The sequence below is a fragment of the Flexivirga sp. genome, from assembly GCF_035551235.1.
GTDB lineage: Bacteria > Actinomycetota > Actinomycetes > Actinomycetales > Dermatophilaceae > Flexivirga.
Map to the genome: position 1 here is coordinate 37,116 of NZ_DASZNO010000024.1, position 20,556 is coordinate 57,671.

General features: G+C 68.2%; 16 protein-coding genes. 8 read left to right on the top strand and 8 right to left on the bottom strand.

Going from position 1 to position 20,556, the window contains the following annotated elements:
* Together VG502_RS07340 and VG502_RS07345 are read left to right on the top strand one after the other, a co-directional pair.
* A complete protein-coding gene (locus tag VG502_RS07340; protein WP_325549380.1) occupies positions 1-1,857 on the top strand; it encodes an acyl-CoA dehydrogenase in 1,857 nt (618 codons plus the stop codon).
* 327 nt (positions 1,858-2,184) lie between these two features.
* Positions 2,185-4,251: a neutral/alkaline ceramidase gene (locus VG502_RS07345; protein WP_325549381.1), complete on the top strand. Its 2,067-nt coding sequence runs from the start codon at positions 2,185-2,187 to the stop codon at positions 4,249-4,251.
* On the opposite strand, the gene VG502_RS07350 is transcribed toward VG502_RS07345, so the two are convergent.
* From VG502_RS07350 to egtB, 4 genes are read right to left on the bottom strand one after another with little or no spacing between them, the layout of a single operon-like run.
* On the bottom strand, positions 4,252-4,770 hold the full coding sequence (locus VG502_RS07350) for a hypothetical protein (protein ID WP_325549382.1): 519 nt from the start codon (positions 4,768-4,770) through the stop codon (positions 4,252-4,254). It abuts the gene before it with no gap.
* A gap of 54 nt (positions 4,771-4,824) precedes the next feature.
* Complete coding sequence (locus VG502_RS07355; RefSeq protein WP_325549383.1) at positions 4,825-6,654, bottom strand: NHL domain-containing thioredoxin family protein; 1,830 nt, start codon at positions 6,652-6,654, stop codon at positions 4,825-4,827.
* 33 nt (positions 6,655-6,687) lie between these two features.
* Positions 6,688-7,674 carry an L-histidine N(alpha)-methyltransferase gene (gene egtD / locus VG502_RS07360; RefSeq protein WP_325549384.1) on the bottom strand — a complete coding sequence of 329 codons (987 nt, stop codon included), beginning with the start codon at positions 7,672-7,674 and terminating at the stop codon, positions 6,688-6,690.
* Entirely contained in the window at positions 7,671-8,966 is a 1,296-nt protein-coding gene (gene egtB / locus VG502_RS07365) for an ergothioneine biosynthesis protein EgtB (protein WP_325549385.1), read from the bottom strand. The genes egtD and egtB overlap by 4 nt, the downstream gene beginning before the upstream one ends.
* A gap of 203 nt (positions 8,967-9,169) precedes the next feature.
* On the opposite strand from egtB, the gene VG502_RS07370 reads away from it, so the two are divergent.
* Positions 9,170-9,790, top strand: a complete 621-nt coding sequence (locus VG502_RS07370; protein ID WP_325549386.1) for a LysE family translocator — start codon at positions 9,170-9,172, stop codon at positions 9,788-9,790.
* Positions 9,791-9,937: 147 nt separating this feature from the next.
* Here VG502_RS07370 and VG502_RS07375 read toward each other — a convergent pair whose 3' ends face one another.
* Together VG502_RS07375 and VG502_RS07380 are read right to left on the bottom strand one after the other, a co-directional pair.
* A complete protein-coding gene (locus tag VG502_RS07375) occupies positions 9,938-10,732 on the bottom strand; it encodes a carbon-nitrogen family hydrolase (protein WP_325549387.1) in 795 nt (264 codons plus the stop codon).
* 5 nt (positions 10,733-10,737) lie between these two features.
* Positions 10,738-12,747: a bifunctional copper resistance protein CopD/cytochrome c oxidase assembly protein gene (locus VG502_RS07380; RefSeq protein ID WP_325549388.1), complete on the bottom strand. Its 2,010-nt coding sequence runs from the start codon at positions 12,745-12,747 to the stop codon at positions 10,738-10,740.
* Between the two features lie 73 nt (positions 12,748-12,820).
* On the opposite strand from VG502_RS07380, the gene VG502_RS07385 reads away from it, so the two are divergent.
* The 3 genes from VG502_RS07385 to VG502_RS07395 all read left to right on the top strand — a co-directional run bounded on the left by VG502_RS07385 (position 12,821) and on the right by VG502_RS07395 (position 16,104).
* Complete coding sequence (locus VG502_RS07385) at positions 12,821-13,708, top strand: maleylpyruvate isomerase family mycothiol-dependent enzyme (protein WP_325549389.1); 888 nt, start codon at positions 12,821-12,823, stop codon at positions 13,706-13,708.
* Between the two features lie 141 nt (positions 13,709-13,849).
* Positions 13,850-14,356 (top strand): MarR family winged helix-turn-helix transcriptional regulator, encoded by a 507-nt coding sequence (locus VG502_RS07390; RefSeq protein WP_325549390.1) that lies wholly within the window; start codon positions 13,850-13,852, stop codon positions 14,354-14,356.
* Positions 14,353-16,104 (top strand): MDR family MFS transporter, encoded by a 1,752-nt coding sequence (locus VG502_RS07395; protein ID WP_325549391.1) that lies wholly within the window; start codon positions 14,353-14,355, stop codon positions 16,102-16,104. The genes VG502_RS07390 and VG502_RS07395 overlap by 4 nt, the downstream gene beginning before the upstream one ends.
* A gap of 62 nt (positions 16,105-16,166) precedes the next feature.
* Here the strand turns inward: VG502_RS07395 and VG502_RS07400 are convergent, their stop codons facing one another.
* Positions 16,167-17,060 carry a hypothetical protein gene (locus tag VG502_RS07400; RefSeq protein ID WP_325549392.1) on the bottom strand — a complete coding sequence of 298 codons (894 nt, stop codon included), beginning with the start codon at positions 17,058-17,060 and terminating at the stop codon, positions 16,167-16,169.
* A 205-nt stretch (positions 17,061-17,265) separates the two neighbouring features.
* Between VG502_RS07400 and VG502_RS07405 the strand changes: the two genes are divergently transcribed.
* Together VG502_RS07405 and VG502_RS07410 are read left to right on the top strand one after the other, a co-directional pair.
* Positions 17,266-17,934, top strand: a complete 669-nt coding sequence (locus VG502_RS07405; protein ID WP_325549393.1) for a papain-like cysteine protease family protein — start codon at positions 17,266-17,268, stop codon at positions 17,932-17,934.
* A 1-nt stretch (position 17,935) separates the two neighbouring features.
* Positions 17,936-18,736, top strand: a complete 801-nt coding sequence (locus VG502_RS07410) for a hypothetical protein (protein WP_325549394.1) — start codon at positions 17,936-17,938, stop codon at positions 18,734-18,736.
* Positions 18,737-18,791: 55 nt separating this feature from the next.
* Here the strand turns inward: VG502_RS07410 and VG502_RS07415 are convergent, their stop codons facing one another.
* On the bottom strand, positions 18,792-20,471 hold the full coding sequence (locus tag VG502_RS07415) for an amino acid permease (RefSeq protein WP_325549395.1): 1,680 nt from the start codon (positions 20,469-20,471) through the stop codon (positions 18,792-18,794).
* Positions 20,472-20,556 lie beyond the last annotated feature (85 nt).

Sequence of the window (20,556 nt, forward strand, 5' to 3'; positions counted from 1 at the left end):
ATGTCCCATTACAAGAGCAACACCCGCGATCTGGAGTTCAACCTCTTCGAACTCCTGGGTCGCGAGGATGTTCTCGGTTCGAGCCCGTACGACGAGGTCGATGCCGACACCGCACGCGAAATGATCAAGGAGCTGGCCCGACTGGCCGAGAACGAGCTGGGCGACAGCCTGCTCGACTCGGACCGCAACCCGCCGGTCTACGACCCGAAGACCAAGACTGCAACGCTGCCGGAGAGCTTCAAGAAGTCCTACCAGGCCTACCTCGACTCGGGGTTCCAGGCCGTCGACCTGCCCAAGGAGTTCGACGGCACCGTCGTACCCCCGTCGCTGAAGTGGGCGATGAACGAGCTGGTGCTCGGCTCGAACCCGGCGATCGGCATGTATGCCGCGACGTTCTCGTTCGCTCGCCTGATGAACGTGCTGGGCACCGACGACCAGAAGAAGCTCGCCAAGTGGATCGCCCAGGGCTCCTGGGGCGCCACCATGGTGCTGACCGAGCCGGACGCGGGCTCCGACGTCGGAGCAGGCCGCACCAAGGCCGTCCAGCAGCCCGACGGCACGTGGCACATCACCGGCGTGAAGCGCTTCATCACCTCCGCCGAGCAGGACATGAGCGACAACATCGTGCACTTCGTGCTCGCCCGCCCGGAGGGTGCCGGCCCCGGCACCAAGGGCCTGTCGCTCTTCATCGTGCCGAAGTACCACGTCGACCTCGAGACTGGCGAGCTCGGCGAGCGCAACGGCGTCTACACGACCAACGTCGAGCACAAGATGGGCCTGAAGGTCTCGACGACCTGCGAGCTGACCTTCGGCGACGGCGAGCCGGCCGTCGGCACGCTCCTCGGCGACGAGCACAACGGCATCGCGCAGATGTTCCAGGTCATCGAGCACGCGCGAATGCTGGTCGGCACCAAGGCAATTGCCACCCTGTCGACGGGCTACCTCAACGCGCTCGACTACGCCAAGCAGCGCGTGCAGGGCGCCGACATGACCACGCCGGCCAAGGACGCACCGCGCGTCACGATCACCCACCACCCGGACGTGCGCCGCAGCCTGATGCTGCAGAAGGCGTATGCCGAGGGCCTGCGCTCGCTGGTGCTCTACACCGCCAGCCAGCAGGACATCGTCGACGCGGAGTTCCTGCGTACCGGCTCCGAGCCCGAGGCCGGCTCGCCCGCGGAGATGGCCGGCAAGCTCAACGATCTGCTGCTGCCGATCGTCAAGGGCGTCGGCTCGGAGCGCGCCTGGGTGCTGCTCGGCACCGAGTCGCTGCAGACCTTCGGTGGCTCCGGCTTCCTGCAGGACTACCCGGTCGAGCAGTACGTCCGTGACGCCAAGATCGACACGCTCTACGAGGGCACCACCGCGATCCAGGGTCAGGACTTCTTCTTCCGCAAGATCGTCAAGGACCAGTTCGCATCGCTGATGCACCTGGCCGGACTGATCACCGAGACCGTCAAGGGCGGCGACGGACACGACGGCCTGCAGGCCGAGCGCGAGCTGCTCGGCACCGCGCTCGCCGACGTGCAGGGCATCGCCGAATGGCTTGCCACCACGGCGATGTCGGCGCTCGAGGAGGGCAAGGCCAAGGAGATCTACAAGGTCGGCCTCAACACCTCGCGCTTCCTGCTCGCCGCCGGCGACCTGGTCATCGGGTGGTTGCTGGTCCGTGGCGCCGAGGTCGCGCAGGCCCGGCTCGACGCCGGCGACGCCGGTTCGGACGAGGCGTTCTACCGCGGCAAGGTCGCGGCGGCGAAGTTCTACGCCGCCACCGTGCTGCCGAAGATCACCGCCGAGCGCGCCATCGCCGAGTCCACCGGCCTCGACCTGATGGACCTGCCGGAAGAGTCCTTCTGATCCTTCGCCCCTGAGCCCGTCGGCGTTCCCCTTCACATCGACAGGCTCAGAAACACACCGAGAGGGCCCGGAGAATCACCCGTTCGCGGGTTGGTTCTCCGGGCCTCTCGGCGTTCACCCATCCCGAATGACGGCTTCTTCGCCGAGTGACGGTCCAATCTCGCCGTCACTCGGCGAGGGAGCCGTCATTCGGCATGGTGGATCAGCCGACTTGGTCAGTTGTTCATATTTGTTGGTCGCTTGTCCACCTTCGTGGCGTGATCCCTGTCATAGTCGAAATCGTCGGCGCGGGCGGACCGCGCACCCTCAGGCGAAGGAGACCGTGCGATGACGGTTCACGAGGAGAAGACCCAGCCCACCCGCCGGACCGTCTTGCGCGGCACTGCTGCTGCCGGCGTGGGCGCAGCGGTCGCAGTCACAGCAGTCGGCGGCGCCCCCGACGCCGAGGCGAGCACCGACTCGGCATACCTCGTCGGCCGCGGCATCGGCGACACGACCGGGGCGTGTGCCGAGAACGGCATGATGGGTTACTCGATGCCGCAGCAGATCGACAACGGCATCTCGATGCGGCTCCGCGCCCGCGCCTTCGTGGTCGTCGACCGGGCGACCGGCAAGCGGATCGCGTGGTGCGTGGCCGACCAGGCGCTCATCCCGGTCGCGGCCCATGCGGCCATCGTGGCGAAACTGATGGCCAAGTATCCCGGCACCTACGACTACACGAATGTCTGTGTCACTGCTACGCATTCGCACTCGACACCGGGCGGCTGCTCGCACGATTTCATCTACAACCTGGCGATCCTGGGCTTCCAGCAGGACACCTTCGACGCGATGGTCGACGGCTTCGTCGACGCGATCAGCGCCGCCCACGACGACCTCAAGCCGGGCAGCATCAGCGTCGGACACACGACCCTGGACAACGCCAGCCGCAACCGATCGCAGAAGGCATTCGACCTCAACCCCGACTCGGACAAGGCCGCCTTCCCGGACGCAATCGACCCGCACATGATCGTCTGGCGCTTCAAGCAGGGCAGCACGGACGTCGGTGCGATCTCGTGGTTCCCGACGCACGGCACGTCGCTGCCGAACACGAATCTCCTTGTCAGCGGGGACAACAAGGGGTATGCCGCGTGGTCGTGGGAGCGCGAGCAACTCGGCCAGGACTACCTCGCAGGTCAGCCGAAGTTCGTCGCGGCGTTCGCACAGTCGGCCGCGGGCGACATGTCCCCCAATCTGGAGCTGAAGCCCGGCACCGGTCCGACCGACGATCCGTGGCGGAACATCGCGATCATCGGCGACCGGCAGAAGGCCGCAATGCAGCAGGCCTGGAAGTCCGCGAGCGAGCCGATATCCGGGTCGATCGGAAGCATCGCGACATACATCGATATCGGTGACATCGCTATCGATTCGAAGTGGACGCCGGACGGCCAGGAGCACCACACGACGCCGGCGGTGATCGGTGCGTCGATGCTCGCCGGCAGCGTCGAGGACGGCCCCGGCCTGGGCTACCCGGAGGGCTGGACCGGTCCGCTGGCGAAGTTGTGGGCGATGCTGCCGTCGATGCCGCCGTCGCCCGGGTGGATGCTCGCCGAGCAGCAGCCCAAGCTGTGCACGCTGCCCGTCGGCCTCGTCGGGGCCGCGCCGAGCCGGGTGCTGATCCAGGTGCTGAAGATCGGCCAGTTCCACATCGTGTGCACCCCGTGCGAGGTGACGATCGTCGCCGGCCTGCGGATCCGGCGCTCGGTCGCAGCCGAACTCGGTGTGCCGATCGAGCAGGTGATGATCCAGTCCTACTCCAACGGGTATGCCGAATACGTCACAACGCCAGAGGAATACGCGTCCCAGCAGTACGAGGGCGGATCCACGCTCTACGGTCGCTACGAGCTGTGCGCCTACCAACAGGAGCTGGCGGGCCTGGCCAAGAAGCTGCAGGACAACACGCCGGTGCCGGTCGGCAGCGCCGGTGCACCGTCGCCGCTGGGCTTCATCGATCTGGTGCCGGGGGTCGTCTACGACAATCCGCCGTTGGGCAAGAAGTTCGGCCAGGTGGTGACTGCTCCCGCGACGTCATACGATCGCGGGTCGCAGGCCAAGGTCGAGTTCGTGACCGGGCATCCGAAGAACAACCTGCGCCGCGGCGGGACGTTCCTCGAGGTGCAGCGCAAGGTCGGGCTGTCGTGGAAGCGCGTGCAGGACGACGGCGACTTCGCCACGAAGTTCGTCTGGAAGCGCACGGATGTGCTGCTGGGCTCCTCGACGGCAACGATCACCTGGGACATCCCGACGGATGCGCCGACCGGGACGTATCGGATCGTGCACCATGGCTCGTCGAAGGCGCCGTTGACCGGCAAGATCACCGACTTCACCGGCGCCTCAACGGAATTCACCGTCAGCTGATCACGATTTGGCGGCCGGGCCGTCGTCGCGCACCTCATGGACGGCGGCGACCGCCTCGCGCAGCCGGCCTATCCAGTCGTCCTCGTGCTGGCCGACGAGCCGCACGCACCAGGCCAACGCCTCCGACCGCGACCGTGCGACACCGCCGTCGACCAGGGTGTCGAGCACCCGGCGCTCCGGCTGCCGCAGCCGGGTCATCACCGGCACCGACAGGTTGGTGAAGACCTCTCGCGTCTCCCCGCAGACGGCACCCCAGGCGACCTTGCCGCCGAAGCGCCGCTGGGCCTCGTCCGCGATCCGCATCCGCTTGCCGCGCGTGTCCTCACGCCAGCGCTTGATGCGGCCGCTCTCCGCGGCGCGGGCTCCGTCCTGATCGGCGCCCTCGTCAGACTTGTCCACTGTCGGCGCCGTCAACGTGCCGACGACCACGATCTCGTCGCGGTCGATCGTCACCTCCGGAACACCCTCGAACCAATCGTCGGGCAAGCGCCCGGCGAACCATCCTTCGATCTCGTTCATCTATTGATTACACGCTTACAGGATTACAACGTCAAGGCCTTGCTCGATCCGCCATCAGTCCGTGGCGCGGAGGGCCAGCTCCAGGCGGTCTGTGGCGCCCTCGATCAGCGAGACCGGGATGCCCCAATCCTGTTGGTAGACATGGCAGGCCGCGTGTTCGGGCAGCTCGCCGGTGACGGGGGCGCCGTCGCAGGCAGCGGCACGCACGGAGACGTGCAACACGCCCTCGGTGATCTCGCCGGACAGCTCGAGAGTCCGCTCCAGGCCCTGCGCGGCGCCGGCGCCGCTCACCAGCAGACCCTCGGGAGTGGCAGACACGGTGAGCTGCGTCGGGTCGCCATACCGCTTGTCGAGCTTCTGCCCCGTGGGCGGCACGAAGCCGACGGACAGTCGCAGCGCGCCCGGCGCGACCTCGGTCACCGACCGCTGCGTGCGCAGCGCGGCACCCGAAACCCGTGCAGCATCAGCGGGTATGGCGACTCGGGTGACTCGGTGCGCGGTCGACTCGACCACCAGCAGTCGGGTGCCGTCGGAGTCGGTTTCGACCAGCACGTCACTCGGCTCCGCCAGATCCGACGCCAGAGTCGACACCTCGCCGGTCGCCGGGTCGAAGCGTCGGATGGCTCCGTTGTAGGTGTCCGCGATGGCGACGCTGCCGTCCGGCAGCTCGGTGACGCCGAGTGGGTGCTGCAGCAGCGCATCGCTGGCCGGACCGTCGACGTGACCGAAGTCGAAGAGGCCCTTGCCGACATACGAGTCGAGACGGAAACCGCTGTCCGACAAGGAGATCGACCGCAATGCGGAGGTCTCGGAGTCGGCGATCCAGACCTTGCTGCCGTCGCCCGATGTCGCGAGTCCGGACGGCTGAGCCATCCAGGCGTCGTGTGCATCGCCGTCGCGCAGGCCCTCCTGGCTGGTGCCGGCGAGCACTGCCACCGAGTTGTCCTTCGAATCCGCGGCGAGGTGCAGCGCCCACAGCTGGTGAGTGCCGGCCATGGCGATGACCACCCGATCGATCCACCACGCGACGTCCCAGGGCGTCGACAACGGCTGCTTGAGCGCGGCACCACTGCCGGACCGCTCCCGCAGCTGCTCACCGGTGCCGGCCTGCGCGCGAACCTGACCGTCCGACAGGCGGATCGAAAAGATCTGGTGCCGCACGGAATCCGCCACGACGGCGTCATACCCCACACGCTCGGCGACGTCGAGGGGCAGCATCAGCACGCCCTGCGGCGAGTCGAAGGTGTCCCCGCCGTAGCGGGCGCGCTCGGTCTCCAGATCCGCCTCGAGGTGCACGACCTCGTGGTGTGCGGTGTCGGAAACGAGGTAGCTCCCATCACCCACCGCGGCCACCTTGCCCGGGAATCGCAGCGCGGTGGCGGGCGGTTCGGGTGCGACATACGGGCCGTCGCCGGTGCGCAACGTGCCCTTCGCGCGGTGCTCCTCCAGCAGCTCCCGGACCAGGACCGTCAGCCCGTGCGCATGCCCCTCACCGGAGAACTGCCCGACGATGTAACCCTCCGGGTCGATGACGACGAGCGTCGGCCAGGCACGGGCCGTGTACGCGCCCCACGTGGTCAGCTCCGGGTCGTCCAGCACCGGGTGGTGCACCGCGTAACGCTCGACAGCCTGCTCCAGCGCGACCGGGTCGGCCTCGTGCTCGAACTTCGGCGAGTGCACCCCGACCAGCACCAGCTGATCGGCGAATTCGCGTTCCAGTGGGCGCAATTCGTCCAGCACGTGCAGGCAATTGACGCAGCAGAAGGTCCAGAAGTCGAGGACCACAACTTTGCCGCGCAGGTCCGCGAGGCGCACCTGCTCCCCGCCGGTGTTGAGCCAGCCCCGACCGAGGAGCTCCGGGGCACGCACGCGAATTCTCGTCATACCCCCATGATCGCGCGGGGTCGAACGTCGCCCTCAGCCGGTCGGCTTGGCGGCCAGCAGCACGGCGAAGTCGCCCGCCCGGTCGGTCCAGACCTGCCGGACCGGCAGGCCCACGTCCTCCAGCTCACCGGAGATCCCGCTGATCCGGAACTTCGTCGAGATCTCCACCCGCACCTCCTCGCCGGAGGCGAGCGTGAAGTCCAGCCCTGCTCCGGGCAGCCGGACCCGCTGCGGCATCTCTGCGCGCAGGCGCAGGTCCATGCGCTCCATGTGCGGGTCCCAGAACGGCACGTAGGCGAAGCCGTCCACGTCGATCTCGCTGCCCAATGCGTGGTTGAGGACGTGCAGGACGTTCCGCACGAAGTCCTCGGTCACCCCGTCCGGGTCGTTGTATGCCGCAACCAGTCGATCCGCGCTCTTCACCAGGTCGACGCCGAGCAGCAACGAATCACCAGCAACCAGAACGTCGCTCAGCGCACCGAGGAACGCGGCGCGCTCCTCGCGGTAGAGATTGCCGATGGTGCTGCCGAGGAAGGCGATGGTGCGGCGATCACCGGCGGGAAGCTGGGCCAGGTGCAGGGTGAAGTCGCCGACGACGGCCTCCACCCGCAGGCCCGGGTAGCGCTCCGCGAGCGTCTCGGTCGCCTGCCGCAGGGTCGCTTCCGACACATCGACAGGCGTGAACCGCCGCAGCCGGCCCGTCGCAGTGAACGCGTCCAGCAGGATCCGGCTCTTCTCGCTGGTGCCGCTGCCCAACTCGATCAGCGTGCTCGCCCCGCTGGCAGCTGCGATCTGCGGGGCGAAGTCGGAGAGGATCTCGTGCTCGGCGGCGAACGGGTAGTAGTCCGGCAACTTGGTGATCTGGTCGAACAGCTCCGAGCCGCGATCGTCATACAGCCACTTCGGGGAGATCGTGCGCGGCTGGCTGCCGAGGCCGCGGCGCACGTCCTCGATCAGGCTGTCACCGGCGCGGTCCGGATCGAGCAGCACCGAGACGACCGGCTCCGGCCTGGGACTCACGATGCACTCCCCTCGGCGAGTCGCAGGCCCGTCATCGGCCAACGCGCGCCCGCCGGGAAGAAGTTGCGGTATGACGCCCGCGCGTGCCCCGGCGGCGTCAGTGCGCAGCCGCCGCGCAGCACCATCTGGCCGGACATGAACTTGCCGTTGTATTCGCCGATGGCGCCCTCCGCCGGGTGGAAACCCGGATAGGCAAGATATGCCGAGGAGGTCCACTCCCAGCAGTCGCCATACATCTGCCGTAGTCGACCGGTGGCCGGAGGAGCCGAACGTGCATGGTAACTCTGCGAATTCGCGAGATTTGCGGTGTCGTCCGGATCTCCGAGCATGGTGCGTGCCGCGTGCTCCCACTCGGCCTCGGTCGGCAGTCGCTTGCCGGCCCAGCTGGCGAAGGCGTCGGCCTCGTAGTGACTCAGGTGGGTCACCGGCAGGCCCGGATTGACCGGGAACGTGCCGTGCAGTGTGTGCTCGAACCAGATGTCGTCGATCTGCTGCCAGTAGTACGGCGCCCGCCAGCCCTCCTGCTGCACGTGGCCCCACCCGTCGGACAACCAGAACCCGGCGCGGTCGTAGCCGCCGTCGGCCATGAAGTCGAGCCACTCGCCGTTGGTGATCAGCCGGTCACCGAGCCGGTAGGGCTCCAGGTAGGTGCGGTGCGGTGGGAGCTCGTTGTCGAAGCAGAACCCGCCGCCGTCGTGGCCGATCTCGACCAGGCCGCCGTCCACGTCGACCCAGCCGAGCGGGTCGGGCGTGCAGACAGGCTCGGGTGCGCCGGCATACACCGGTTGCAAGGGGTTGACGGACAGCACGTGCTTGATGTCCATCAGCAGCAGCTCCTGGTGCTGCTGCTCGTGGTTGAACCCCAGCTCGATGGTCGACGTGAGCCGCTCCAGCGCGCCCCCGTCGAGCGTGTCGATCAGGTCTCGCATGCGGGCGTCGACATTGCCGCGGTAGGTGCCGACGTCGTGCGCACCCGGGCGGCTGATGTGCCCACGCTCGGCGCGGGCGTAACGCGGCCCGACCGCCTCGTAGTAGCTGTTGAACAGGAACCAGTATTTGTCCTGGTATGGCGCGAAGTCGCGCTCCTGCTCGGCGAGCACGAACGTCTCGAAGAACCAGGTGACGTGCGCTCGGTGCCACTTCGTCGGTGAGACGTCGAGCATCGATTGCACCGTCTGGTCCTCCGGGGACAGCGGCGCTGCGAGCCGTTCGGTGTAGGAGCGGACCTCGTCATACCGCGACAGGAGCGCGTCGACGGTCCAGTGGTCGGTGGGAACGGAAAGGGTGGTCACCCGTAACACCTCCGGCCCGGCCGACTGTCGGGCGGCGGCGTCCGCCGAGTGCGGGCGCGCCGGGCCGGGCTCATTCTGAGCGTAGGCGTGATACCCGACAACCCGGGAAGGAAACGGTGGCCGGCAGGCGGCCCGACGGTTGCGATCGAGGTATGTCGCACCAACACTCGTCCGTGTGACGGCGCGGTCCTACCATTTTTCGCATGACGCAGTACCTGTCCTTCGTCGCACTCGCCACCGTGCTGGCTATCGCGCCCGGCCCCGATTCGTTGCTGACGTTGCGCAGCACGCTCCTCGGTGGCAGGCGGCGCGGCGCGTGGACGGTCGTCGGCATCCTGGTCGCCAACGTCGTGCAGGGCGTGCTCGCCGCATCCGGACTCGGCGCGATCCTGGTGCACGCCGAGACGGTCTTCCGGATCATCAAGTGGGCGGGTGCGGCATACCTCGCCTATCTGGGGTTCCTGGCGATCCGTGCGGCCTGGCGGATGCGCAACACGGATGGCACCGACTCCGTGCCCCAGCTGCGGCGCAGCCCGTGGTCCGCCGTGCGCCAGGGATTCCTGTGCAACATCACCAATCCGAAGGTGCTGGCCTTCAACATCGCGGTGCTGCCGCAGTTCGTCGGCGAACACGCAAGCGTCGCAACGCTGCTCGCCTACGCCATGACCCTCGCGGCCGTCGGCCTGTTCGTGCTCGTGGGGCTCGTCGCGGCGGCAGGCGTCGCCACACGCGTCCTGCAGCGCATCACCGTCCGGCGCAGCATCGAGGGCGCCACCGGTGTGGTCATGCTCGGCTTCGCGAGCGCGCTCGTCGCCGAGAGCTGAGTCCTCGGCGCTGATTCCTCACCCGTCAGCTGGCAGAACGGCTCGCACGCTCGCTCGTTCCGCCAGCTGGCGCGATCGTCATCACCGCAGCCGTCGACTCTTCGATCGGTCGGCCGGTCTCGGCCGTCACCGGACGGTCCGAGAAAGTCACATGCGGCGGTCGCGGAGCACCGGGAACGTCTCGCGGAACTCATGCACCGCAGCCGGGTCGACGTCGAGACGCAGGACTTCCTCGCCGCTGCCGGCTTCGGCCAGCACCGAACCATCGGCCGCGATGACCGCACTCCTCCCACCCATCGGCGTGCCGGCGTGCGTGCCCGCGGTGTTGCAGCCGATCACCAGGCACTGGTCCTCGACCGCCCGGGCGCGCAGCAGGAGACTCCAGGCGTCGACGCGGGCCTCCGGCCACGCAGCCGGTATGACGAAAGCCGTTGCGCCCTGGTCGAGTTGCGCCCGGTAGAGCTCGGGGAAGCGCAGGTCGTAGCACGTCGACAGCCCTGACCGGAGCCCGGCGATGTCCCGCACCACGATGTCGGTGCCGGCTTCCATCAGCTTCGGCTCGCCACCGGCGAACCCGAACCGGTGGATCTTGCGGTACGTCGCCGCGAGCGATCCGTCGGGACTGAAAAGCACCGAGGTGTTCCAGAGCGACTTCCCCTCCGGCCCGGTCTCGCCGGTCGCGGGGTGCTCGGCGATCGACCCGCCGTGCAACCACACCCCGGCATCCCGCGCGGCGCCCGCGAGCGCCGAAACCACCGCGCCTCCGACGTCCTGCGATCGTGCCGGCCAGTCCCGGTAGGAGAAGCCACCGGCGGACCACAGCTCCGGCAGCACCACCAGGTCGGCGCCGGCCTCGGCCCGCACCAGCCCGACGACCCGGTCGGTGCGGTCCGTCAGGGACTCGTCGTCGTCATACGCCAGTTGGATGACAGCAATCCGCATGATCCTCAGTCCTTCTCATGGGCCGCTTCGGCCCGGGCCCGGGAAGCCAGGTAGTCGTTGTAGGCGTGCAGCTCGGCGTCGCCGTCCCGCTCGGCCTGGCGTTCGGCCCGCTGGCCCTCGGCACGGTCGCTGCGGTACCACTCCCTCGCGATCAGCATCGCGAGCATGAAGGTCGGGAACTCACCCGCCCCCCAGGCGACAGTGCCGGCACGTTGCTGGTCGACGAGCGGATCGCGCACCCAGGACAGGTGGAGCACGGTGAAGAGGTCGGGCGCCAGCAGCGTCGTGCCGGTCATCATCGCGACGCCGAAGAAGGCGTGGAAAGCGATGGCCACCAACAGGATCAGCATGCGGATCGGCGGCGCCCAGCGCTTCGGGCCGGGGTCGATGCCGACCAGTGAGTAGGCGTAGATGTATCCGGTGATCGTGAAGTGGGCGACCATCAGGATGTGCCCGGTGTGCGTGGTCAGCGCCAGGTAGAACCACGGCGAGTAGTAGAAGACGATCAGCGTGCCGAAGGACAGCACGGCCGCGATGATCGGGTTGGCGAAGAACGCGAAGATGCGCGAGTGCACCACGGCGAGGATCAGCTCGCGGGGGCCGAGGGTGCCGTCGTGCCGCTTCGGCAACGCACGCATCGCCAGCGTCACGATCCCCCCGCGCACCAGGCAGATCGGCACGAACATCGAGACGCCCATGTGCATCAGCATGTGCATCGAGAACATGACGTGGCCGTAGATCGCCGGCGCGCCGTCGGAGAAGTAGACGAACGCCGCCCAGCCGCAGACCCACCAGACCGTGCGGGCGATCGGCCACTTGTCACCGCGGCGGTGCAGGCGCCATACCCAGTTCAGGTAGACGCCGAGCGCGAGCACCGCGACCGCGGTGAAGAGCCACTCCACCCGCCAGGCGAGGAACCAGCTGCCGGTCTCCAGCGGCGACGGCGTCGGGTAGTCGGTGAGCGAGAAGGCGATGTCCGTGGTGTTGAGCGGCGATTCGCCGGACACCGGCGGCTGCGAGCGCGACAGGGCCGCGCCGAGACCGATCGCGACACCCATCACCAGGACCTCGAAACCGGCCAGCCGCGCGAACGCCGCCCGACCCGGCTTGGACGTCCGGTCGGCACGCAGCCGGGCGATCACCTTCTGCCGCTGGAACCAGCCGAGCACCCCGAGCCCGACCAGCGCGGCGATCTTGGCGAGCACCACGACGCCATACTTCGAGCCGAGCCCGCCGAAGCCGCCGAGCCGGATCCACGCGTTGAGCGCACCCGACAACCCGACCATCGCGATGCACCAGGTCGCCACGGTGGAGAACCGCGCCACGACGTCCGGGGCACCCTTGCCGAGCCGCGACCACATCAGGAGTATGGCGATCAGGCCGCCCACCCACACGGCGACGCCGAGCAGGTGGAAGATCAGCGAGTTGACGGCCGCGTCGTGGTCGTCGCTGCCGGCGGCGTGGCCGACCAGCGCGAGTGGCCACAGTCCGGCAATGCCGACGAAGAAGAGCGCGGCCTGGGTGGCGCGGCCCGCGCCGATGAAGCAGAACACGGCGATGCCGAGGCCGACCAGGGCGTTGATCGCCGGGGCGCGCAGCAGCTCCAGCTCCCAGGTCGACTGCCAGGCGGCCGACCAGAAACCGCTCGAACCGACGTGCGTGCCGGACACGTCCGCGTAGTTGAGCACGACGTTGACGACTGCCGCGATGGCCCAGGTCAGTGCCGACCAGGCGGCATACCGGCTGACCCGGATGCGGCGGGCGGTCTTCTCGCCCTCGGGCATCAACATCCCGCCGAGCAGGAGCAGGCCGATCGTCAGCGCCATCGCCAGCTGGAAGACCGTCGTCGAAAGCGGCAGCGCCCAGCGGACGAAGGCGCCGCTGTCCACCAGCTCCAGCTTGTCGGTCGCGCCGGTGAATTTCGCGGCGACCGCGCAGGCGATCAGACCGGCGAGAATCGTGCCGGCAAGCGCTCCGGCGCGCGAGCTCGGACGGGCGGTGGGCGGAGAGGTCACGCCGAAAAGCCTAGATCGGCAAGTTGTGGGTCGTTGCCTCGGTCGCCCGGGACGCAGCCATTACCGTGGGGGTATGCCGACACGACCGCTCCCGCCCGAAGGACTCGACGAGATGGTCACGGCGTATGCCGAGACGGTGCAGGCCGTGCTCGAGCTCGGGATGACTTGTCGGCCGGCGGATTTCGACCTCCCCACCCAGTGCCCGGGTTGGACGGTGAAGGACCAGATCTCGCATGTCGCCGGCTTGGAGTCGCTGCTGGCCGGCAACCCGGAGGAAGACGTCGACGTCCCGGACCACGAATGGATCCGGCATGACGTTGGCCGGTTCATGGAGCAGTCCGTGGAAGCACGGCGACCTCGCAGCGGGCACGAGGTCGTCCAGGAGTTGGCCCACGTGCTGCCGCGCCGGTTGCGCGCGTTGCGTGACCCGGAGCTCACGCTGGACAGCCCGATGCCGCCACTGGTCGGTGGAAAGGGGACCGTGGCCACCCAGCTGATGCTGCGCATCATCGACATCTGGTGCCACGAGCAGGACCTGCGGGAAGCGCTCGACCGGCCGGGCAACCTCGACTCGGCGGCCGCGGCCACCTTCGTCACCGCGATCCTGGACGCCCTGCCGCGCCGGGCCGCCCGGGCCGGCCTCGAACCCGGCACCTCGGTGATCATCGAGTGCACCGGCCCGGTGCTGGCCCGCGAGGGCGTGCGGATCACGACGAGCCATGACGGGTCGCTGCGCGGCGAGCCGCTCTTCTCCGGTCAGGCACATGTGGACGAGACCGACGACACCACCGGCGAAGTGATCGTCATACCGCCCGGTTCGATGACCACCATCCGGCTGACCACCGAGGCGCTCACCCGACGCGGCGCCGGCCGAGTGCCGACCGCGCAGCTGCGTTATGCCGTCGAGGGCGACGAGGCGGTTGCCGCCCGGGTCCTCGACGCCCTCACCATCACGCCCTGACAAGCACAGCCGATTTGATTCATCGGCATCCGATGAATATAGTTGTATGCCGCAAGCAAGTTACTCGGATCACACGGCCCGCCCCGGACCGACGCTCTGCTGGCCCCAATCATCGAAACCGACTCTCCCCTCAGGAATCTCATGCCCATCGAGCACGCCGTTGCGATGGAGCTGTCCACCGAGCTCATCCAACTGGTGAAGAAGATCGAGGCGATCCGGCACCATTCGCCGCGCGTGCACCCGGGCATCGAGCCGTCGTCATACCCGGTGCTCTTCGCGCTGCGGCATGGTCCGGCGCGGGTCTCGGCCCTGGCCGAACTGGTGCACTCCGACATCTCGACGGTCAGCCGTCAGGTCAGCAACCTGGTCGGGCACGACCTGGTCGCGAAGGTCTCCGACCCCGACGACGGCCGGGCACAGCATGTCGCCCTGACCGAGGAGGGCGCGAGCCTCGTCCAGCGCCTGCAGGACGGTCGCGGCCGTTGGTTCCAGCAGATCCTCGCCGACTGGGACGACGAGAAGGCACGGGACTTCACCCGGTACCTGCGCGAGTTCATCGGTGATCTGACGACCGAGATCGACCGGGCCCGCACGCAGGGCGCCGACTTTCCCGAATTTCCACCAACCACTCGAAAGGATGCTTCGTGAGCACCCCCAAGGCTGCCGCTCCGGCGCCCGCGAACGGTGAGTACAGCCACCGGCAGATCCTGACGATTCTCTCCGGCCTGCTGCTCGGCATGTTCCTCGCCGCGCTCGACCAGACCATCGTCAGCACCGCGATCCGGACGATCGCCGACGACCTGCACGGCCTGTCGATCCAGGCCTGGGTCACCACGGCATACCTGATCACCTCGACGATCACGACGCCCATCTACGGCAAGCTCGGCGACCTCTACGGCCGCAAGAAGCTCTTCATCTTCGCGATCGGCGTCTTCATCCTCGGCTCGGCGATGTGTTCCTTCGCCACCTCGATGTACGAGCTCGCCGCATTCCGCGCGTTCCAGGGTATCGGCGCCGGCGGCCTGATGACCCTGGTGCTGGCCATCATCGGCGACCTGGTGCCGCCGCGTGAGCGCGCCAAGTACACCGGCTATTTCATGGCGACCTTCGGCACCTCGTCGGTGCTCGGCCCGGTCGTCGGTGGCTTCCTCGCCGAGACCAACTCGTTCCTGGGTGTCACCGGCTGGCGCTGGGTCTTCCTGGTCAACGTGCCGATCGGCATCGTCGCGTTCTTCGTGGTGTCGGCGACGCTGCACCTGCCGCACGTGCGGCGTGAGGCGCGGATCGACTGGTGGGGCGCTGCCGCGCTCGTCGTCGCGCTGGTGCCGCTGCTGACCGTCGCCGAGCAGGGCCGCGGCTGGGGCTGGACCTCGAGCACGTCGCTGATCTGCTTCGCGATCACCGTCATCGGCATCGCGGCGCTCATCTGGATCGAGCGTGCGATGGGCGACGACGCCCTGATCCCGCTGCGCATCTTCCGGCTGCGTGCGGCGTCGGTCACGATCGTCGCCAGCGTGATCGTCGGCATCGGCATGTTCGGTGGCATCACCGTGCTGCCGCTCTACATGCAGATCGTGCACGGCGCGTCGCCGATGACCTCCGGTCTGATGATGCTGCCGATGGTCGGCGGCCTGATGCTGGCTGCGATCATCTCCGGTCTGATCACCGCGAAGACGGGCAAGATCCGCGGCTTCCCGATCCTCGGCACCCTCCTGGCGACCGTCGGCCTGGTCCTCCTGTGGCTGACCGTCTCCGCGGACACCAGCCTCGCCGTGGTCATGGCGTTCATGTTCGTCACCGGCTTCGGCCTCGGAAACTGTATGCAGCCGCTGACGCTGATCGTGCAGAATGCCGTGCCGCCGCGCGAGATCGGTGTCGCCACCGCCGCCGCGACGTTCTTCCGGCAGACCGGTGGAACCCTCGGTGTCGCGATCTTCCTGTCGATCCTGTTCAGCACGGTCGGCGACAAGATCAAGGATGCGCTCGGCGCGGCCGTCAAGGCCGACCCGTCGCTCGCGAGCCCGGCCAACCAGAAGGTGCTGGGCAAGGTCGCGGCGCAGGTGCAGGACGACTCCAACATCCTGCAGCACGTGCCCGCGAACATCGCGCACCCCTTCAAGGTCGGTTTCGCCGACTCGATGGATCTGATCTTCCTGTGCGCCGCGATCGTGATGTTCATCGGCTTCCTGGTGCTGCTGCTCATGCCGCAGGTCGAGTTGCGCGCTCAGTCCGCCAGTGCGGCCGCCGCGTCGGAGGCATCCGGTGGTAGTGCGGCCGCCCGGCCGGAGCCGGTCGGTGTCGGAGCCGGTATCGGAGCCGGCCGCCACGAGGCACTCGGCGATGAGCCTGCCGACGGGGTGGACGAGTCGCTTCCGCCGCGACACACCACCGACTGAGGTCGAGGTCGTATGACGAGGGGCGTCCCGCACGGTGCGGGGCGCCCTTCGTCATACGTGAATCAGCTCCATTGCCAGTCGATCCCGACGACGCCCGGCTCGGCGTCGGGGACGACGACCTGCGCGCGGCGGTCCTGCGAGAGGGTGATCTCGCGGCGTAGCAGATCCGGTGAATGCGACGTCTTGCGCTGGAACTCCATCACCCGCACCGGCAACGCCGCGGGGTCGAAGCGCACCTCGAGCGCGTGATGCGTGACCGGCCACTCGTGGAAGCGGAAGTATTCGGTCATCGGGTGGGTCGCCTCGTCGTGCACGTCATACCGCAGGACGGCGGACTCGCCGACCGCAAGGCGCCGATCGAGCAGCAACTCCGCGACGAGCAGGCCTCGCTCGCAGTCACGGACGACACGACCGACCCGGCAGCCGCCGACGGCCGAGGGCCGCACCTCGTCGATGTCACCGTCGGGCTCGGTCTGGTGCACGATCACCAGCCGATCCGCGGACCGCGCCGCCTGCACGGCCTGGACCACATGCTTGACCCGCAGCGCGCCGGTCGCCGACAGCACGACCTCCTCCACGACCCCGGTCGTGCGAAGCTGGCCGTGCTCGGCACCGTCGAGCCGTCCCAGCAGACTTGCCAGCGCGTCCGCCTCATCGACGACGGCGAAAGGGCGGCGCGGGCGAACAGCCGAAAGCCGTGCCGGCTCAAGCCTTTCGACCAGCCACCCGGGCGGGACACCCAGAACGTCCTCGAGCGCACCGAGTATGGCGATCGAGCCGTCCCGCGGCACCCGCGCGCCGCTCTGCCAGGTGCTGAGGGTCGCGGTGCCGACGTCGAAACCCTTCTCCGCGAGATGTGCCCGCAGGCGCGACAGCGACAATTCGCGCGCCCGGATCGCGGAGCGCAGCGCATCGCTGAACACGAGCCGACCGTCGTCGCCGCCGTTACTACTCACCCGCGTCACTGTATGTAAACGTTCACACCTGCTGGGTCAAGGATTCGTCAAGAATGCGGCGCCCGCGAGGGACGCTCCGCGCAGCTGTTCACGGGACGGATTGCACACTCGCGCAACGGTATTGCGGCTTTGGCTGAAGGCGCGCACGATCCACGGCATCCACCACTCCTGCCTGCGGGCAAGGACTCCCAGGAGGCGCACTCAGATGCAGCGAACATCCAGAGCCGGCCGGCTGGCGGCCGTCGTGATCGCGGCGGCGACGACCGCGCTTGCCGTGGCCGGGCCCGCGCAGGCGACCGAGACCCACACGGCGACAGCTCAGACGGTCAGCAATCGCGCCACCACCAATCACGCCGCGAGCCAACGGGTTTCGGCGCAGTGGGCGTCGACACCGTCGAACTACTACCTCTACATCGACGGTCAGGCCCAGGAGCAGTCCAACTGGTGCTGGGCGGCGACCGGCAACAGCGTTGCCGCCTACTTCGGTTACGACTACTCGCAGAACCAGTTCTGCGACATGGCTTTCGGGTACTCGACGAACGTCACGTGCCCGAACGACCAGGCGACTCTCGGCAACGACCAACAGGCGTTCTCCACGATCGGCATCAATCCCGGTCGCTACATCAGCGGGACGATCAGCTACAGCACGCTCGTCGACCAGATCAGCAACAACGAGCCGGTCATGACCCGCATCGGCTGGACCTCCGGCGGTGGTCACATGATGGTGCTCACCGGCTACGACCAGAGCAACAGCCAGGTGCAGTACTACGACCCGTGGCCCTCGGACTCGCGCTTCAACGTGTCGACATACGACTGGTACCGCTCGAATTCGCAGTTCACCTGGACGCACACGCTCTACGGGATCGGAGCCTGACATGACTCGCAAGCACGTCACCCGTCGCCTCACCGCGGGCTCCGTCCTGGCCGGTGCATTGGTCGCCGGCGCCGTCGTCTGCGCACCGAGCGCCTTCGCCGCGAGCCAGCACGACCTGCGGCCGGTCTCGGCGCAACAACAGCGAGGAGCCGTCGCCGCCGCGTCGTCACCCGGCGCCCGTGCGCTGCTCAGGACCGCGACACGGGATGCGGCGGCGCGCCGCCATACAGCGATGCCACAGGCCCCTGCCCGGATCGGGACGCAGGGCACCCCGGTCTACGCACTGTCGGCTAGCTTCGTGCGCGGACGGTCCGACACCGTCGGACAGCTCTGGTATGTCGCAACCTCCGCGACCACGGGTGCCGGGCCGATGACGCTCTTCACCGCGCCGGACGGGACCGGGAAGTGGACTGCCGTGAACGTCGCATCGGGCGACACCGAGGCCCGAATGGCCGCAGCCGCCCACGGTGCTTCGCTGCTGATCGAGCCGCAGGTCAACGCCTGGTATGCCGTGTCGGCCGACCGGGTCAGGCCGCTGAACGCCGCTGCCAGGAAGGTCGTCGGGAGTGGGCCCGTGCCGGTCGCGTCATACCAGCACATCGTGGAACGTAGGTATGCCGACAAGCAGGCCGGTAGCGCCTACGAAAAGCGTGGAACGGCAGGTGGTTTCAGCGCTTCAACCACCACGCCGGGCGGGGCCACGCACAGCGGGATGCCCGGGCATGGCCTCGGCATCGCCGTCGGTGGCGTGCTCGTCGCGGGCGTCGCCGGCCTGGGCCTGCAGCGGCGACGCCGGGCCTGACAACAGAGGGGCCCGGTGCACACACCGGGCCCCTCTGTTGTGACACTGCAGTTGCTCAGCCCTTCGGCTCGTCCTCCTCCACCACGACGGCGGTGATGCCGTGGCTGTCGGGAAGGTCGATGTCGTGCTTCGAGGCATCCATCAAGCCGCCGTTGCGCGGCAGCACGTCGTGTCCGTTCAGCGGCGAGCGCCCGGACCCGCGTTCCGGAGGCACTCCCGCGTTGCGCTTACGCGCCTCGCGCAACTCCCGAATCCGGCGTGCTCGCTCGCGCGCGCTGACCGACTTGTCCGGCACGTCGACGATTGCGAAGGCCGGGGCGGGACGCTCGGTCGGCCCGGGACCGGGCACGGGACGCTTCTGGCCGACCGTCGGGTGGCGGCGCTGCCACCATTCGTAGACCGCCAGGATGACGCCCAACGTCAGCATGCTCAGCCAGAACTCGTTCCGGGTCGTGCCCATGAACGCCATCGCGAGGATGACACAGGACATCAGCGCGATCGTCACGTAGCTCAGCCACGGGAAGAGCCACATCTTGAGCAGCGGACCCTCGGGCATTTCGGCGTCCAGCCGGCGGCGCAGCACCACCTGGGAGATCGCGATCGCCAGGTAGACGAACAGCGCCACGGCGCCATACGAGTTGACCAGGAAGCTGAAGACCGCATCGGGCGAGACGTATGCCGCGATCACCGAGATGTAGCCGACCAGCGTTCCGGCGACGATGGCGCGACGCGGCACCCCGCTCTTGGACAGTTTGGTGAACGCCATCGGTGCGTCGTTGTGCCGGGTGAGCGCGAACAGCATCCGGGAGGAGGTGTAGAGCGCCGAGTTCAGGCAGCTCAGCACCGCGGTGAGCACGATGAGATTCATGATCGTCTCGACGCCGGGCACGTTCAGCACCGACAGGACCGAGGCGTAGGGGCTGACGCTGACGTTCTTGCCGTTCCACGACTGGACGCTGACGACGACGAAGATCGAGCCGACATAGAAGGTGACGACGCGGACGATGATCGAGCGCATCGCCTTGGCGATGGCCTCCGCCGGGCGCTCGGACTCGGCGGCGGCGATGGTGACGATCTCGGCGCCGGTGTAGAAGGCGACGCAGGGCACGACCGCGGCGATGACCGCGCCCCAGCCCATCGGCGCGAACCCACCGTGGTCGACCAGGTTGCCCAGTCCGGGGGTCGACTCCGGCCAGAGCCCGGTGAGCCACAGGATGCCCGCAGCCAGGAAGAGCAGGATCGCGACGACCTTGATCGAGGAGAACCAGTATTCGAACTCGCCGTACGACCGGGCGCTCACCATGTTGGTACCGGTGAGCAGCAGCATCAGCCCGAGGCTGAGGATCCAGAGCGGCACACCGGGCACCCACAGCTGCAGGATCCGACCACCTGCCACCGCCTCCACGGCGACGACGATGACGAAGAAGTACCAGTACATCCAACCGACCGCGAAACCACCTCTGCGGCCGAGGGATTCACGTGCGTAGACGTAGAACGAGCCGAGCGCGGGCCGGTTGACCGCCATCTCGGCGAGCATGCGCATGATCAGGACGGTGATGATTCCCGCGATGAGGAAGGAGATCACCGCCGCCGGTCCCGCGTCGTCGATGACGACGCCGCTACCGACGAAGAGTCCGGCTCCGATCACGCCGCCGAGGGCGATCAGATTCATGTGCCGCTGTTTCAGGCCCTTCCCGAGCCCGCTCTCGGCGGTTGTCTCAAGGTTCTCACTCATGTGCTGCTGCCTCCATCCGTGCCGCCGAAGTGGGCTGAGTCGCTCGCTTGCGGCCGAATATGGTTGTCACAGTGTGAATTTCGAT